Source organism: Variovorax sp. LG9.2 (genome assembly GCF_035018885.1).
Lineage (GTDB): Bacteria > Pseudomonadota > Gammaproteobacteria > Burkholderiales > Burkholderiaceae_C > Variovorax.
The window spans coordinates 98,165-113,082 of record NZ_JASJXB010000001.1; the positions used below are offsets into that span (position 1 = coordinate 98,165).

Genomic DNA, 14,918 nt, shown 5'->3' on the forward strand with positions numbered 1-14,918 from the left:
GCGACGCACAAATATGGCGTGGTCAACAGCGCGAGCCCACGCCAGAAGCCGCCTACATCGGCTTACATCCGCCCTTGAAACCTGAACGAATGCCCTTATCATTAGCACTCGCTGAGGACGAGTGCTAACAGCGCTCACCTCCAGTCGATTGGGCAGCCAGCCGTTCGGTCCGGCACCCTCAAACCAAACCCGTTTCTATTCAGGAGATGCTATGAAACTTCGTCCTTTGGCCGATCGTGTGATCGTCAAGCGCATTGAAAGCGAAACCAAGACTGCCTCGGGCATCGTGATCCCCGACAACGCTGCCGAAAAGCCCGATCAGGGTGAAGTGCTGGCCGTTGGCCCGGGCAAGAAGACCGACAAGGGCGAACTGCTCGCCATGAGCGTCAAGGTCGGCGACCGCGTTCTGTTCGGCAAGTACAGCGGCCAGACCGTCAAGGTCGATGGCGACGAGCTGCTTGTCATGAAGGAAGACGACCTGTTCGCAGTCGTCGAGAAGTAATCAACCCCATCTCATCGGAGTAAATAAACATGGCAGCAAAAGACGTAGTCTTCGGCGGTGAAGCCCGCGCGCGCATGGTCGAGGGTGTCAACATCCTGGCCAACGCAGTCAAAGTGACCCTGGGCCCCAAGGGCCGCAATGTCGTGCTCGAGCGTTCGTTCGGCGCCCCCACGGTGACCAAGGACGGCGTGTCCGTCGCCAAGGAAATCGAACTCAAGGACAAGCTCCAGAACATGGGCGCCCAGCTCGTGAAGGAAGTGGCTTCCAAGACTTCGGACAACGCGGGTGACGGCACCACGACCGCTACGGTTCTGGCTCAAGCCATCGTTCGCGAAGGCTTCAAGCTGGTCGCGGCCGGCATGAACCCGATGGACCTGAAGCGCGGCATCGACAAGGCTGTCACGGCCCTGGTCGCCGAGCTGAAGAAGGCATCGAAGCCCACCACCACGTCGAAAGAAATCGCACAAGTCGGCTCGATCTCGGCCAACAGCGACGAAACCATCGGCAAGCTCATCGCTGACGCGATGGACAAGGTCGGCAAAGAAGGCGTCATCACCGTCGAAGACGGCAAGAGCCTGGACAGCGAACTCGACGTCGTCGAGGGCATGCAGTTCGACCGCGGCTACCTGTCGCCTTACTTCATCAACAACCCTGAAAAGCAATCCGCGATTCTGGAAAACCCGTTCGTTCTGCTCTACGACAAGAAGATCAGCAACATCCGTGACCTGCTCCCTACGCTGGAACAAGTCGCGAAGTCGGGCCGTCCGCTGTTGATCATTGCCGAAGAAGTCGAAGGCGAAGCCCTGGCTACTCTGGTCGTGAACACGATCCGCGGCATCCTGAAAGTCGTGGCTGTCAAGGCACCTGGCTTCGGCGATCGCCGCAAGGCCATGCTCGAAGACATCGCCATCCTGACGGGCGGCAAGGTCATCGCTGAAGAAGTCGGCCTGACGCTCGAAAAGGTGACCCTGGCCGACCTCGGCTCGGCTGCCCGCATCGAAGTCGGCAAGGAAAACACCATCCTGATCGACGGTGCCGGCGCTGCTGCAGACATCGAAGCTCGCGTGAAGCAAGTTCGCGTTCAGATCGAAGAAGCGACCAGCGACTACGACCGTGAAAAGTTGCAAGAGCGCGTGGCCAAGCTGGCCGGCGGTGTTGCAGTGATCAAGGTCGGCGCTGCCACCGAAGTCGAAATGAAGGAAAAGAAGGCTCGCGTCGAAGACGCACTGCACGCCACCCGCGCTGCAGTCGAAGAAGGCATCGTGGCTGGCGGCGGCGTGGCTCTGCTGCGCGCCAAGCAAGCTGTCGGCGACAAGATCAAGGGCGACAACGCCGACCAGGACGCCGGCATCAAGCTGGTGTTGAAGGCCGTCGAAGCGCCCCTGCGCGAAATCGTCAACAACGCCGGCGGCGAAGCCAGCGTGGTCGTGAATGCTGTGTTGGCCGGCAAGGGCAACTTCGGCTTCAACGCACAAAACGACACGTACGGCGACATGCTCGAGCTGGGCATCCTGGACCCGACGAAGGTCACCCGCACTGCACTGCAAAACGCAGCGTCGGTTTCTTCGCTGCTGTTGACGACCGAAGCCATGGTCGCCGATGCACCGAAGGACGAAGCCGGCGCCGGCGGCATGCCTGACATGGGCGGCATGGGCGGCATGGGCGGCATGGGCATGTGATCCCCCCGGAGGCTGGCGGCACTTCGTGTCCGCTGCGGCACCTCACCAACTAAAAGGCCCGCTTCGTGCGGGCCTTTTTTCGTTCGTTTTTTAGCTGAGCTGAAAGGCGAAGACTGCGCCTTTGCCGGGTTGGGGGAGCAGGCGGATTTCGCTGCCGTGCAGTTGCAGGATGCGGCGGACGATCATCAGGCCGAGGCCGCCACTGCGGCCGCCGGACGACGAGAAGGCAGGGCGGGTGAAAAGGACGGGCTGCAGCTCTTTGGGGATACCGGGGCCGGTGTCGCTGATCTCGACCTGTACGCCGGCCACACCATCCTCCCCCGCTTCGGCGGGCCGCAATTGCACGACGATCTCGCCGCCCTCTGGCGTGTGGCGGATCGCGTTGTCGAGCAGGTTGGTCAGCACGCGTTCGATCATTCCCAGATCGGCCGTGACCACCGGCAGGCCGGACGCAATCTGCGGCACCAGGCGCTGACGGCGTGCTTCCGCGGCGAGCTCGAACTTCTGGAACACGTCCTGCACCAGATCGGCCAGCGCGAAGCTCTCCTTGTCGGGCTTGACCACGCCGGACTCGAGCCGCGCCAGTTCGAACAATTCCTGCGCCAGGCGGCCGACCTTGCGGCTTTGGCCGAGCGCGATCTCGAGATAGCGGCGCCGGTCGGCCAGCGCCAGCGTGTCGGCCTTCATCAGCAGGGTTTCGAGATAGCCGTGCAGCGAGGTCAGGGGCGTGCGGAGGTCGTGCGAGACGTTGGCGAAGAGTTCGCGGCGCTGCTGGTCCAGCGCGGTGAGTTCGCGCCATTGCTCGGCGATGCGCAGCGTCATCTTCTGAAAGGCTTTGCCGAGCGTGGCGATCTCGTCGTCGCCGCGTGCGACCTGTGCGAAGGCCGGCGTTGCAGGATCGATGGCTGCGACGCCATCGCGCTCGAAGCGTTGCACGGCGTCGGTCAGCTGGCGCAACGGCCGCGTGATGAGCCGGAAGGCGACCAGCCCCGCGATGAGGCCGAGCAAAGCGACCCATGCCATCGACCACAGCGTCGTTCGCAGCACGTTGCCGGCGCCCAGGTTCGCGACCAGGGCTTCGCGGTCTTCGCCGGACAGCACGACGTACACATAGCCTGCATCGCGGCCATCGACCTTCAACGGTGCAGCGCTGAAGACTTTGCGGCCGCCCCGCGAGGGTTGCACGCCTTGTGCCCCAGACACATCCTGTCCTTCCAGTCCGCCGCGTGGGTCGTCGCCCAGAATCGGCAATGCGGCGCCCGCCAGCAAGCGCTTTACCGGGCCGAGGTCGACGCGGTCGTGCTTTAGATGCCCCGGCGGCGCGGCTTGTCCGACGATGCGCCCCTCGGCGTCCAGCAAATAGACCTCGACGCTCGGGTTGACCGCCATCAGCTGGTCGAACAGCTCGTGCACGGCCGACGGGTTGAGGCCGTCGCGCTTCATCAGCTCGGCATTGCCGGCGATGTGCGCGGCCAGGCCGATCGACAGGCGCTGCGTCACTTCCTGCTCGTGTCGTTCGCTGCCCGCCATCTGCAGCCAGGCCGACACGCCGAAGCACGCCAGCAGCAGCACCGCAAAGACGATCGACAGACGCGTCGACAGGCTCGACGGCATCGACCACCCGGAGGGCGTCGAGCGCGTCATGCGGCGGCCTCCTCGACATCCGCCGCCAGCTTGTAGCCGCGGCCCCACACGGTCAGGATGCGCCGCGGAGCCGCGGGGTCGGCCTCGACCTTCATGCGCAGCCGGTTGATGTGCGTGTTGACGGTGTGCTCGTAGCCATCGTGCTGGTAGCCCCACACCTGGTTCAGCAGATCGAGCCGCGAGAACACGCGACCGGGGTGGCGCGCGAAGAAATAGAGCAGATCGAACTCGCGTGGCGTGAGCTCGATCGGCTTGCCGTCGACCTGCACCTCGCGCGCCACCGGGTCGATGCCGAGGTTGCCGAGATCGAGCCGGCCCGACTCCATGCGTGCATTGCGCGCCAGCGCCTCGGTGCGCCGCAACAGCGCCCGCACCCGCGCCACCAGCTCCAGCACCGAGAAAGGCTTGGCGAGGTAGTCGTCGGCGCCCAGCTCCAAGCCGAGGATGCGATGCACTTCGCTGGACCGCGCACTGGTGATGATGATCGGCGTGTAGCGCGTCATGGCGCGGGCGCGGCGGCAGATCTCGAGGCCGTCGACGCCGGGCAGCATCAGATCGAGGATCAATGCGTCCCAGCTGCCGCGCTCCAGTTCGCGGATGCCGGCATGGCCGTCGGCGGCGTGCGTCACGGCATAGCCCTCGTCGTGCAGATGCATGCGCAGCAGCTCGGCGATATGGGCATCGTCCTCGACGATCAGCACGCGTTTGGCAGTTTCCATGTCGTCGGATTGTCCCGCGATATGGCCGCGGGAGTTATCACGATTAATTGAACTCTTCGTGATGAATCGGCCAACGGGTACGGCCAAGAATGCCAGCCATGCAAAGCGATTCAGTCACCCCGAAGTTCAAGCCGATTCACCCGGTCTGGATGCGCATCACGCATTGGCTCAATGCGCTGGCCGTGCTGATGCTGGTGACCAGCGGCTGGCGCATCTACAACGCGGCGCCGTTCTTTCCGTTCGAGATTCCCGGCGCGATCACGCTCGGCGGTTGGCTCGGCGGCGCTTTGCAGTGGCACTTCGCGGCGATGTGGTTGCTGGCCGCCAACGGCCTCGTCTACCTCTCGCTCAACATCGTGAGCCGTCGGCTGTTCCGCAAGTTCTTTCCACTCTCAGTCGGAGGCATCGTGCGCGATGGGCTTGCCGCGCTGCACGGCAAGCTGTCGCACGCCGACCCGCGCCACTACAACAGCGTGCAGCGTTTCGCCTACCTCTTCGTGATGCTCGACATCACCGTGCTGCTGCTGTCGGGCCTGGTGCTCTGGAAGTCGGTGCAATTCGCGGTGTTGCGCGATCTGCTGGGCGGCTATGACTTGGCCCGCCGCATTCACTTCGTCGCGATGGCGTTGCTGGTGGGCTTTGTCGCGGTGCATCTGGTGATGGTCGCGCTGGTGCCGAAGACCTTGCTCACGATGCTGAGCGGCCGTGCCGGGGCCGGCGGAGATGCCGGTAACTCGGCAGGCAAGACAACAAGCGAAGCCGCCAACAACGGAGAAGCCGCATGAACATTCTCAAACGCCCAGCCCTGCACAACGTCGATGCCGACGCTGCCCTCGCCGAAGCCCGCAAGCTCATTGGCCGCCGCATCGAGCAGCCTGCGCGCCGCGCCTTTTTGCAACGCACGCTCACGCTCGGCGGCCTGTCGCTGCTCACAGGCTGCAGCATCACCGACAACGCCGGCGTCGACGCTGCGCTCACCACCATCTCGCGCTTTAACGACAGGGTGCAAGGACTCATCTTCGACCCGACGCAACTGGCGCCGACCTATCCGGACTCGATGATCACGCGGCCGTTTCCGTTCAACGCCTACTACGGCGAAGACGAGATCCGCGAAGTCGACGAGGCCAGCTACAAGCTCGAAGTCACCGGCATGGTCGCCGACAAGCGCCAGTGGACGCTGCCCGAGTTGCGCGCCATGCAGCAGCAAGACCAAATCACGCGGCACATCTGCGTCGAAGGCTGGAGCGCGATCGGCAAGTGGGGCGGCGTGCACTTCGCCGATTTCCTCAAGCGCATCGGCGCCGACACGAGCGCCAAGTACGTCGGCTTCAAGTGCGCCGACGACTACTACACCAGCATCGACATGCCGACCGCGCTGCATCCGCAGACGCTGCTCACGTTGACCTACGACGGCCAACCACTGCCCCCCAAATACGGCTTCCCGATGAAGCTGCGGATGCCCACCAAGCTGGGCTACAAAAACCCAAAACACATCAAGGCGATTTTCGTTACCAACACCTACCCTGGCGGCTATTGGGAAGACCAGGGCTACAACTGGTTCGGCGGCAGTTGAGCCCCCGGAAGGGCTCAGCGCTACTGAAGCGCAAGGCCGAGTTCATTTCGAACCGCGCCATTTTTATCTTCTCTATTTTTCAAACGACTCACTCGAAGGACAACTTAAATGAACAAATTCTCCGCAGCACTCATCGCCACCTGCATGGCCATCGGTTCCGTCTCGGCCTTTGCCGCCGACGAAATGAAAAAGGACGACGGCATGGCCAAGGGCTCGATGAGCAAAGACTCCATGGCCAAGGACGGCATGACGAAGGACTCGATGTCAAAGGACGGCATGACGAAGGACTCGATGTCAAAGGACGGCATGAAGAAGGATTCGATGGCGAAGGACGGCATGGCCAAAGACGGCATGAAGAAAGACTCGATGGGCAAGGATGAGATGAAGAAGTAAGCGTTCCAGCCTTTCCCGACAGCGCTTCGCCAACCTGAGGATCCCATGATCTATTTCATCCTGTCCTATCTGGGCGGAGCGCTGACCATCCTGGCGCCCTGCATCCTGCCCGTGGTGCCCTTCGTCTTCGCGCGGGTCGACCAGCCTTTCGTCAAGAGCGGGTTGCCGCTGCTCGTCGGCATGGCGCTGACTTTCGCAGGCGTCGCGTCGCTCGGTGCGGTAGCCGGCGCTTGGGCCGTCGAGGCCAATGAATACGGACGCATGGCGGCCATCGTGCTGCTCGGGGTCATGGGTGTGATGCTGATCGCGCCTCGCCTTGCGGAGCGCGTCACGCGGCCGCTGGTCGCGCTCGGCTCCGGACTATTGAATTCGGCGACGCGCAGCCAAAACCAGCGCGTCGCATCTGACGGCGGCGTACGCAGCCCCGTCGTGCCCTCGCTGCTGCTCGGCGTGGCAACCGGCCTCCTGTGGGCGCCCTGCGCCGGACCGGTGCTCGGGCTCATCCTCACCGGTGCAGCGCTGCAAGGGCCCACCGTTCACACCTCGCTTTTGTTGCTGGCTTACGCAGCCGGCGCCATGACGTCGCTTGCCGCCGCATTGCTGCTCGGTGGCCGCGTGTTCGCCTTCCTCAAGCGGACGATCGGCGCTGGCGAATGGTTGCGCAAAGGCCTGGGCGTCGCGGTGCTGGCCGGCGTTGCAGCGGTGTCGCTCGGCCTCGACACCGGCGTGCTCGCGCAGCTCTCGTCGGGCAGCGGCGGTGCGTCGATCGAGCGTGGCTTGCTGGAGCGCCTGCGGCCGCACGCGGCGCTCGACCAGACATCGGATGCTGCCCGTCCCCCCACTGCAAACGACCGCGCTGCCTTCATCAAGGTGCAGGCGCCCGCCGTGCCGCGGTTCGCCCCGCTCTCGCTGCCTGACGAAGGCGCGTTACCGAGCTTCTCAGGCGCCGTCGAATGGCTCAACTCGCCACCGCTCACGGCCGAGCAATTGCGCGGCAAGGTGGTGCTGGTCGACTTCTGGACTTTCGGCTGCATCAACTGCCGCAACGCCCTGCCCTATGTGCGCGAATGGAATCGCAAGTACAAAGACCAAGGGCTCGTTGTGGTCGGCGTGCATGCACCCGAGTTCGCATTCGAGAAAAACATCAACAATGTGAAGCGTGCGGTGAGCGAGCTCGACGTGACTTTCCCGGTTGCGATCGACAACAGCTTTGCCATCTGGCGCGCCTTCAACAACAATTATTGGCCGGCGCATTACTTCGTCGATGCCAAAGGCCGCATTCGCTTTCACCACTTCGGCGAAGGCGAATACGAAAAGTCGGAACAGGTTATTCAGCAATTGCTGGAAGAAGCACGAAAGGACGCGAAACCCGTATGAACAACAAACAATCGAACCATCAGGCCAGAGCAACCGTCTCCGCCGTCTCCGCCGCCACATCCGCATCGGCAACACGCTCGGTGCTGGCACGCCGCACGCTGCTTTCCGCGGTGGCATTGCTCGGTGGCGCAGCACTCTGGAAGGCAGTGCCTTCGTTCGCTGCCGAGAATGCGGTCGTCATTCCAGCACCGACCGACGATGCGGCGAGTACTGCGAGTGCTGCGAGTGCCGCCGCAGCGTCTGCTACCGGCACCGAAACGGCCGTTGTCGCCGGTGGCTGCTTCTGGGGTGTGCAGGGCGTGTTTCAGCACGTCAAGGGCGTGACGAGCGCAGTGTCGGGCTATGCCGGCGGGGACGAGAAGACGGCCAGGTACGAGTCGGTCGGCTCGGGCAGCACCGGCCATGCCGAAGCCGTTCGCATCACCTACGACCCCAAGCAAATCAGCTACGGCCGCATCCTGCAGATCTACTTTTCGGTCGCGCACAACCCGACCGAACTCAATCGCCAGGGGCCGGACCGGGGCACGCAATACCGCTCGACCGTGTTCGCGCAATCGCCCGAGCAGGCGCGCGTCGCCAAGGCCTATATCGCCCAACTCGACGCGGCCAAGACCTTCGGCGGTCCGATCGCCACGACCATCGAAACGCAAAAAGCCTTCTTTCCGGCGGAGGGCTATCACCAGGACTACCTGACGCGCAATCCGAATCAGCCGTACATCGTCTTCAACGACCTACCGAAAATCGAGAACCTGAGGAAGGTGTTTCCGGACCGCTACCGCGCGACGCCGGTGCTGGTCGGCGTGGGCGCCTGAAGACTCGGTGGTGCCAGAGCATTCAACGGCACCGTCGATCCGCCGAAGCGGTGATCGGCCTGCCGCCGGAATTCGCTGGGCGTCATGCCCTTGATTTCCAGAAAGCGCCGGTTGAAGTTGGCCACATTGTTGAAGCCGACCTGGTAGCAGATGTCGGTCACGTAGTGGTCGGTCTGCATCAGCAGGTGGCACGCGCTGTTGATGCGCACGCGGTTCACGAAATCGGTGAAGCTGTTGCCGGTCGAGCGCCGGAAAAACCGGCTGAACTTGCTCTCGCTCATGCCCAGTTCAGCCGCCACATCCGACATCGCAATCGGCTCGGCCAGGTTGGCGGTGATCCGGTTGACGATGCCGTTGATCTGGTCGACCTCGGCATCGCCCTCGACGCCCTGCATCTGAACGCTCGACAGCAAGCGGTAGTCGGTGCACTGCGACAGGTCGGCCATGAAGTCGCAAAACACGCCGAAGCGCCGCACACCGCGCGACGCCTTGATGTGATCCCAATGCAACCGCGCACGCTCCGACATGCCGAAAAATTCGATGCCGTTGCGCGCGCGGTCAAGCAGGTGCATGACCTCGCGCAATTCAGGAATTTCAACCGCCGCACGTTCGATCGGCTCGTGCCGAAACTGGATGACGCGATCGCGCCCGGCCGCACCACCTTCCGGCGCATCGAGCGAGATCCAGTTGTGCGGCAGCTTGGGCCCGCACAGCACCAGATGGCCGGGCTGGAATGGTCCGATCCAGTCGCCCACGAAGGCCTTGCCCGACGTCTCGGTGATCAGATGCAGCTCGTACTCTTCATGAAAATGCCATCGCACCAGCGGGCTCGGAAAGCCGTGCGCAAGGCAGCGCACCAACCCGCTTTCGTCAGGCGCCTCGTAGCCGAGCGCCGGTGAGCGCGCGAAGTCGCGCTCCATCTCCGGCTCGCGGTGGCGAGGCAAGTGGCGTTGGCGTGCGGCGGTCATCGAGCAGTCGGGAAAGCGGGCATGAAGCAGTGACGAGCGAAGGCTGGAGCAGAACGGAAAAACCGTTCAGCTCATGACGTTACCACCGTCGACATTCAAGGTTTGCGCCGTGATGTAGCTCGCCGCCTCGCCCGCCAGGAACAGCGCAGCGCCGGCGATATCGCCCGGCTTGCCCATGCGGCCGAGCGGCACTTCGAGCCCGACGCGTCGCTTCTTTTCACCGAGCGGCAAGCCTTCGGCCTTGGCGAACAGGCTGTCGACATGCGCCCACATCGGCGTGTCGACCACACCCGGCGAAATCGCGTTGACGCGAATGCCGTGCGGCGCCATCGCCAGTGCGGCGCTCTGCGTGTAGCTGATGACGGCCGCCTTGGTGGCGCAGTAGTGCGACACCAGCGCCTCGCCACGGCGGCCGGCCTGCGACGCCAGGTTGATGATCGACGCGCCCGGCGTAGCGCCTTCGACCATCTGCCGCAGCACGGCCTGCATGACGAAGAACATGCCTTTGACGTTGACTGCGAACAGGCGGTCGAACGAGGCCTCGTCGCTGTCGAGCAGCGGTGCCAGGTCGAACAGCGCCGCGTTGTTGAAGAGCGTGTGCACCGGGCCGAAGCACTGCGTGGCGGAGGCCAGCATGTCGGCGATGGCGCGCGAATCGGTCACGTCGGCGCCGACATAGTGAATCTGTGCGGGATGCGACTGTTGCAACGCGGCGGCCTCGTCGGAGGCGGTCGGCGATCGGTCGACCACGCTGCAGAGAGCGCCTTCGGCCGCGAATGCTTGTGCCACGGCGAGGCCGATGCCGCCGCCTGCGCCCGTTAAAACGATATGCCGACCCACGAAGCTGCCGCTCCTCGCGGCGGTCGTAGCAGCCGTCGAAGCGATGGCGTCGATGGCGCCTGTGACTGCGGTCATGCCGGTGCGCCTTCGACGAAGCGCGTCACTTTTTCGCTGGCACCGCGCACCGCATCCACCAGCCGCGCGTCGCTCGCCGCCGAGCCCCACAGCGCTACATCGGCACACATCGTCTCGACCGGGTCGACCGCGTCGCACAAAGCATGCGCCGCCGCCACATCCATGCTCTGGTCGTGGTACTCGTACGGCAGCACGCCGCGATGCCAACGCTGCAAGAAAGCGAGGAACAGCGCCGGCAACATGGCCACGCTGTCGATTGATTCGCTCGCCGCCAGCCGCTCACGCACCGTCGGCGCGATGAAGCCGGGTATCTTTGAGAAGCCGTCCATCGCGACGCGCTGGTTGGTGTCGCGGATGGCAGGGTTGCCGAAGCGGTCGAGCACCACATCGCGGTACGCCGGCAGATCGATCGGCCCCGGTGACGTCGGCGAACTTAGGCACGGAATCACGTCGTCGGTCACGTAGTCGAATGCCATCTTGCGGATCGCCGCGTCGTGCGTGCCTTCGTGGATGAAGTCGAGCCCGATGAGCGTGCCGGCCCAGGCGATGCAACTGTGCGTCGCGTTGAGGATGCGGATCTTGGCCTCTTCATAAGGCGCCACCGAATCGACCAGTTGCACGCCGACGCGACCCCAGTCGGGCCGCTCCGCAATGAAGTCGTCTTCGACCACCCACTGGATAAAGCTCTCTCCGGTGACAGGCACGGCGTCGTCCCAGCCGGTCGCCGCTTTCACCCGGTCGCGCAACTCTGGCGGCGGGCGCGGCGTGATGCGGTCGACCATCGCGTTGGGCGAAGTCGTGTTCGTTCGCACCCATTGCAGCAACGCGTCGTCGCCGGTCATGCCGATGAATTCCAGCAGGCCAGCCCGAAAGCGCTCGCCGTTGTGGCGAAGGTTGTCGCAGTTGAGCAGCGTGACAGGCCCTGCATTGGCGGCCTTGCGCGCCCGCAGGATGGCGCAGAGCGCGCCGTAGATGGTTTGCCCCGCTTCGCCCTTGCGTGCCCGCTCGACATCGCCCGACAAGTCGGTGAACGACAGGTCGAGCTTGTCCTTCGGGTCCAGGTAGTAGCCCGCCTCGGTCACCGTGAAAGAGACGATGCGCGTGGCCGGTGCAGCGCCGCAGGCGATCACCGCAGCGAGCGTCGGCTCCCACGGCAACACCTTGCGAATCGATTCGATGCGCTCGTAGCGATACTCGCCCGCGGGCGACACCGTCTCCAGCGTGTAGCTGCCGCCCTGCGCCTGCAGTGCATCGAGCACCGGGGCCAAGTCGCCGCGCAGGTTGGCGCCGGTGATCGACCATTGCGTGTCGCCGACCTCTATGAGGCGTTGCAGGTACACAGCCTGATGCGCCCGATGAAACGAGCCGAGCCCAAGATGAAGAATTACCCGATCGGGTTCACTGGTGGTCACGATGTCCTTTGCGTTTGGTGCCTCATGCGGCAACCGTTCGGCCTTCTTTGTTGAACAGATGCAGCACCGACGGATCGAGCTCGACGCCGACCTCGTCGCCCACGCGCAGCGGCGTGCGTTCGTTCTGGCGAGCGATCAGCGGTACGCCACCCACGTCGACGTGAATCAACGTGTCGGCACCGAGCGCTTCGATCAGGTCGACGCGGCCGGACACGCCGCCCGGTGCCGCGCCACGGCCCGGATGCACACGCAAGCCTTCGGGGCGCACGCCGAGGAAACCGTCCTGCGGCAAACGTCCACCGGTCTGCGACGAGAAGCTCGGGATCGCGGCGGCCGCCACCATGTTCATCGACGGCATGCCGATGAACTGCGCGACGAACTGGTTGGCCGGCCGGTCGTACAGGTCGAGCGGCGAGCCGACCTGTTCGATCAGCCCGTCGCGCAGCACCACCACGCGGTCGGCCAGCGTCATCGCCTCGACCTGGTCGTGCGTGACGTAGATCGTGGTCGCGCCGAGCGCCACGTGCAGCTTGTGGATCTCGACACGCGTGTTGCCGCGCAGCGCTGCATCGAGATTGGACAGCGGCTCGTCGAACAAAAAGACCTTGGGTGCCCGCACGATCGCGCGCCCGATGGCGACACGCTGACGCTGCCCGCCCGACAGGTCCTTGGGCGTACGTTGCAGGTACTGGGTAAGGTTGAGCGTGTTCGCCGCGTGCTCGACCTTGCTCTTGATCACGTCTTTCGACACACCCGCCAGCTTGAGCGCGAACGACATGTTGTCGTACACGCTCATGTGCGGATAGAGCGCGTAGCTCTGGAACACCATCGCCAGATCGCGCTTGCCCGACGCGGTGTAGGTGATGTCCTTGCCATCGAGCATCAGGCTGCCGCTGGTGATGGGTTCGAGCCCTGCGATGAGCCGCAGCAGCGTCGACTTGCCGCAGCCCGAGGGCCCGACGAAAACGATGAATTCGCCCTTGGCGATTTCGAGATCGACGCCCTTGATGATGTGCGCATCGTCGAAGCTTTTCTTGATGTTCTTGAGTTCGAGGTAGGCCATTGATTTGTCTCCTTGATTACTTCACCGCGCCAAAGGTCAGGCCTTGGACGAGTTGTTTCTGGCTGAACCAGCCAAACACCACGATCGGCGCGATGGCCATCAACGAGGCGGCAGACAGCTTGGCCCAGAACAGGCCTTCGGGGCTGGAGTACTGCGAGATCAGCGTGGCCAGCGTGCCGGCCTTGGCCGACACCAGGTTGAGGGCCCAGAAGGCCTCGTTCCAGCTCAGCACCAGGCACAGCAGGCCCGTTGATGCAAGCCCACCGACCGACAGCGGCAGCACCACGTAGCGGAATTCTTTCCAGATGCCGGCGCCGTCCATGCGGGCGGCTTCGAGGATCTCGGGCGGGATGTCCTTATAGTTCGTGTAGAGCATCCAGACCATGATCGGCAGGTTGGACAGCGTGAACACGACGGTCAGCGCGGTCAGCGAATCCAGCAAACCGGAGGCTTGCGCCAGCACATAGATCGGCATCAGCGCGCCAACCGCCGGCATCATCTTGGTCGACAGCATCCACATGAGGATGTCGCGCGTGCGCTTGGTGCGGAAGAACGCCATCGAATACGCGGCCGGCGCCGCGATCAACAGGCCGAACAGGGTCGAACCGAGGCTGGTGATGAGCGAATTGCGCGCATACAGCAGGTAGTCGCTGCGACGCTGCACTTCGGAGAAGTTGTCCATCGTCGGCTCGAAGACGAACAGCGGCGGCACATGGATCGCCTGCAATTCCGTCTTGAAGGCCGTGAGAAACAGCCAACCGAGCGGAAAGAACAGGATCAGCGTGACGGCCCACGCACCGACGGTACGCAACGTCAATGGCAGAAAATTGCTGGGGGGTTTGGTGGCTTGCATGCTTGCCTCTCAGTCCAGGTTCTTGCCGATGATGCGAATCAAAAACACGGCCACGATGTTGGCGAACACCACCGCGAACAGCGCACCGGCGGAGGCCACACCCACGTCGAAATTCATCAGCGACTGCTTGAAGATCATGTAAGTCATGTTCGTGCTCGCATTGCCCGGGCCGCCATTGGTGGTGATGGCGATTTCGGCAAAGATGCCGAGCAAAAAGATCATCTCGATCATGATCACCACCGCCATCGGGCGGCCGAGATGCGGGATGGTCAGATAGAAGAATCGCTGCGGCCCGGTCGCGCCGTCCATGCGCGCGGCTTCCATCTGTTCACGGTCGAGCGACTGCAGCGATGTGATGAAAATCAGGCAGGCAAAAGGCAGCCATTGCCATGCCACCATGATGATGATCGAGAACAGCGGCACGTCCGTCAGCCAGTCGACCGGCGTCGCACCGAAGAAGCGCCACAGATCGGCCAGGACCCCGTAGATCGGGTTCATCATCATGTGCTTCCACAGCAGCGCGTTGACCGCGGGCATGACGAAGAACGGCGAGATGAGCAGCACGCGCACGATGCCGCGGCCGGGAAACGGCTCGTTGACCAGCATGGCCAGCAGCACCCCGCCCACCACCGTGATGATGATCACGCTGCCGATCAGCATCAGCGTGTTCCACACCGCCGGCCAGAAGTCGGGGTCGGTCACGAAGTAGTGAAAGTTCTCGATGCCGGCGAAGGTGCGCTCGCCCGGCTGCATGAGGTTGTAGTTGACGAACGAGAAGTACAACGTCATCAACAGCGGCACGATCATCCAGAGGAAGAGCGTGAGCACGGCGGGCGCCATGAGGGCGCGCGGCAGTATTCTTTTCATTTTTGTATTCCTCGCTGGTGATTGCCCCCTCTCCCGTTGCGGGAGAGGGTTGGGGTGAGGGAGAGCGACATAGACCACTGTTAATGTGGATGCGCCGATGCCCCCTCACCCTGGCCCTCTCCCCGCGAGGAGAGGGGATGA

Annotated in this window: 14 protein-coding genes and 1 pseudogene; 7 read left to right on the forward strand and 8 right to left on the reverse strand. The window is 63.6% G+C overall.

Features of this window, described 5'->3' with window-relative positions; all coding sequences use genetic code 11:
* Positions 1–211: 211 nt before the first annotated feature.
* Together groES and groL are read left to right on the forward strand one after the other, a co-directional pair.
* Complete coding sequence (gene groES / locus QN413_RS00470; protein ID WP_187054493.1) at positions 212–502, forward strand: co-chaperone GroES; 291 nt, start codon at positions 212–214, stop codon at positions 500–502.
* 29 nt (positions 503–531) lie between these two features.
* Positions 532–2,181 (forward strand): chaperonin GroEL, encoded by a 1,650-nt coding sequence (gene groL / locus QN413_RS00475; RefSeq protein WP_187054492.1) that lies wholly within the window; start codon positions 532–534, stop codon positions 2,179–2,181.
* Between the two features lie 90 nt (positions 2,182–2,271).
* Here the strand turns inward: groL and QN413_RS00480 are convergent, their stop codons facing one another.
* The gene (locus QN413_RS00480) at positions 2,272–3,825 is read right to left on the reverse strand and encodes a sensor histidine kinase (protein ID WP_323494724.1); all 1,554 of its coding nucleotides are present in this window, start codon (positions 3,823–3,825) and stop codon (positions 2,272–2,274) included.
* Positions 3,822–4,544, reverse strand: coding sequence for a response regulator transcription factor (locus QN413_RS00485; RefSeq protein ID WP_323494726.1), 723 nt, complete (start codon positions 4,542–4,544; stop codon positions 3,822–3,824). Before QN413_RS00485 ends, QN413_RS00480 begins: the two co-directional genes overlap by 4 nt.
* 98 nt (positions 4,545–4,642) lie before the next feature.
* On the opposite strand from QN413_RS00485, the gene QN413_RS00490 reads away from it, so the two are divergent.
* From QN413_RS00490 to msrA, 5 genes and pseudogenes are all read left to right on the forward strand, one after another.
* Positions 4,643–5,329, forward strand: coding sequence for a cytochrome b/b6 domain-containing protein (locus QN413_RS00490; RefSeq protein ID WP_416352111.1), 687 nt, complete (start codon positions 4,643–4,645; stop codon positions 5,327–5,329).
* A complete protein-coding gene (locus QN413_RS00495; protein ID WP_323494728.1) occupies positions 5,326–6,117 on the forward strand; it encodes a molybdopterin-binding protein in 792 nt (263 codons plus the stop codon). Before QN413_RS00490 ends, QN413_RS00495 begins: the two co-directional genes overlap by 4 nt.
* 108 nt (positions 6,118–6,225) lie before the next feature.
* Entirely contained in the window at positions 6,226–6,510 is a 285-nt protein-coding gene (locus QN413_RS00500; protein ID WP_323494729.1) for a pentapeptide MXKDX repeat protein, read from the forward strand.
* 45 nt (positions 6,511–6,555) lie between these two features.
* Positions 6,556–7,884, forward strand: a pseudogene (locus QN413_RS00505) (cytochrome c biogenesis protein DipZ); the annotation flags it as partial.
* Entirely contained in the window at positions 7,884–8,699 is an 816-nt protein-coding gene (gene msrA, locus QN413_RS00510) for a peptide-methionine (S)-S-oxide reductase MsrA (RefSeq protein ID WP_323494731.1), read from the forward strand. The pseudogene QN413_RS00505 and the gene msrA, both read left to right, overlap by 1 nt.
* Here msrA and QN413_RS00515 read toward each other — a convergent pair.
* The 6 genes from QN413_RS00515 to QN413_RS00540 all read right to left on the reverse strand — a co-directional run bounded on the left by QN413_RS00515 (position 8,660) and on the right by QN413_RS00540 (position 14,777).
* Entirely contained in the window at positions 8,660–9,667 is a 1,008-nt protein-coding gene (locus QN413_RS00515; protein WP_323494732.1) for an AraC family transcriptional regulator, read from the reverse strand. The two genes, msrA and QN413_RS00515, sit on opposite strands and share 40 nt — an antisense overlap.
* A 66-nt stretch (positions 9,668–9,733) precedes the next feature.
* The gene (locus tag QN413_RS00520; RefSeq protein ID WP_323494733.1) at positions 9,734–10,582 is read right to left on the reverse strand and encodes an L-iditol 2-dehydrogenase; all 849 of its coding nucleotides are present in this window, start codon (positions 10,580–10,582) and stop codon (positions 9,734–9,736) included.
* Complete coding sequence (gene dalD, locus QN413_RS00525; RefSeq protein ID WP_323495008.1) at positions 10,579–11,967, reverse strand: D-arabinitol 4-dehydrogenase; 1,389 nt, start codon at positions 11,965–11,967, stop codon at positions 10,579–10,581. Before dalD ends, QN413_RS00520 begins: the two co-directional genes overlap by 4 nt.
* A gap of 49 nt (positions 11,968–12,016) precedes the next feature.
* The gene (locus QN413_RS00530; protein ID WP_323494734.1) at positions 12,017–13,057 is read right to left on the reverse strand and encodes a sn-glycerol-3-phosphate ABC transporter ATP-binding protein UgpC; all 1,041 of its coding nucleotides are present in this window, start codon (positions 13,055–13,057) and stop codon (positions 12,017–12,019) included.
* 16 nt (positions 13,058–13,073) lie between these two features.
* Positions 13,074–13,910, reverse strand: a complete 837-nt coding sequence (locus QN413_RS00535; RefSeq protein WP_323494735.1) for a carbohydrate ABC transporter permease — start codon at positions 13,908–13,910, stop codon at positions 13,074–13,076.
* 9 nt (positions 13,911–13,919) lie between these two features.
* Entirely contained in the window at positions 13,920–14,777 is an 858-nt protein-coding gene (locus tag QN413_RS00540; protein WP_323494736.1) for a sugar ABC transporter permease, read from the reverse strand.
* Positions 14,778–14,918: the final 141 nt, after the last annotated feature.

Coding starts and splice junctions, on each gene's coding strand:
- groES (WP_187054493.1), top strand. CDS start 212: ATGAAACTTCGTCCTTTGGCCGATCGTGTGATCGTCAAGCGCATTGAA.
- groL (WP_187054492.1), top strand. CDS start 532: ATGGCAGCAAAAGACGTAGTCTTCGGCGGTGAAGCCCGCGCGCGCATG.
- QN413_RS00480 (WP_323494724.1), bottom strand. CDS start 3,825: ATGACGCGCTCGACGCCCTCCGGGTGGTCGATGCCGTCGAGCCTGTCG.
- QN413_RS00485 (WP_323494726.1), bottom strand. CDS start 4,544: ATGGAAACTGCCAAACGCGTGCTGATCGTCGAGGACGATGCCCATATC.
- QN413_RS00490 (WP_416352111.1), top strand. CDS start 4,643: ATGCAAAGCGATTCAGTCACCCCGAAGTTCAAGCCGATTCACCCGGTC.
- QN413_RS00495 (WP_323494728.1), top strand. CDS start 5,326: ATGAACATTCTCAAACGCCCAGCCCTGCACAACGTCGATGCCGACGCT.
- QN413_RS00500 (WP_323494729.1), top strand. CDS start 6,226: ATGAACAAATTCTCCGCAGCACTCATCGCCACCTGCATGGCCATCGGT.
- msrA (WP_323494731.1), top strand. CDS start 7,884: ATGAACAACAAACAATCGAACCATCAGGCCAGAGCAACCGTCTCCGCC.
- QN413_RS00515 (WP_323494732.1), bottom strand. CDS start 9,667: ATGACCGCCGCACGCCAACGCCACTTGCCTCGCCACCGCGAGCCGGAG.
- QN413_RS00520 (WP_323494733.1), bottom strand. CDS start 10,582: ATGACCGCAGTCACAGGCGCCATCGACGCCATCGCTTCGACGGCTGCT.
- QN413_RS00530 (WP_323494734.1), bottom strand. CDS start 13,057: ATGGCCTACCTCGAACTCAAGAACATCAAGAAAAGCTTCGACGATGCG.
- QN413_RS00535 (WP_323494735.1), bottom strand. CDS start 13,910: ATGCAAGCCACCAAACCCCCCAGCAATTTTCTGCCATTGACGTTGCGT.
- QN413_RS00540 (WP_323494736.1), bottom strand. CDS start 14,777: ATGAAAAGAATACTGCCGCGCGCCCTCATGGCGCCCGCCGTGCTCACG.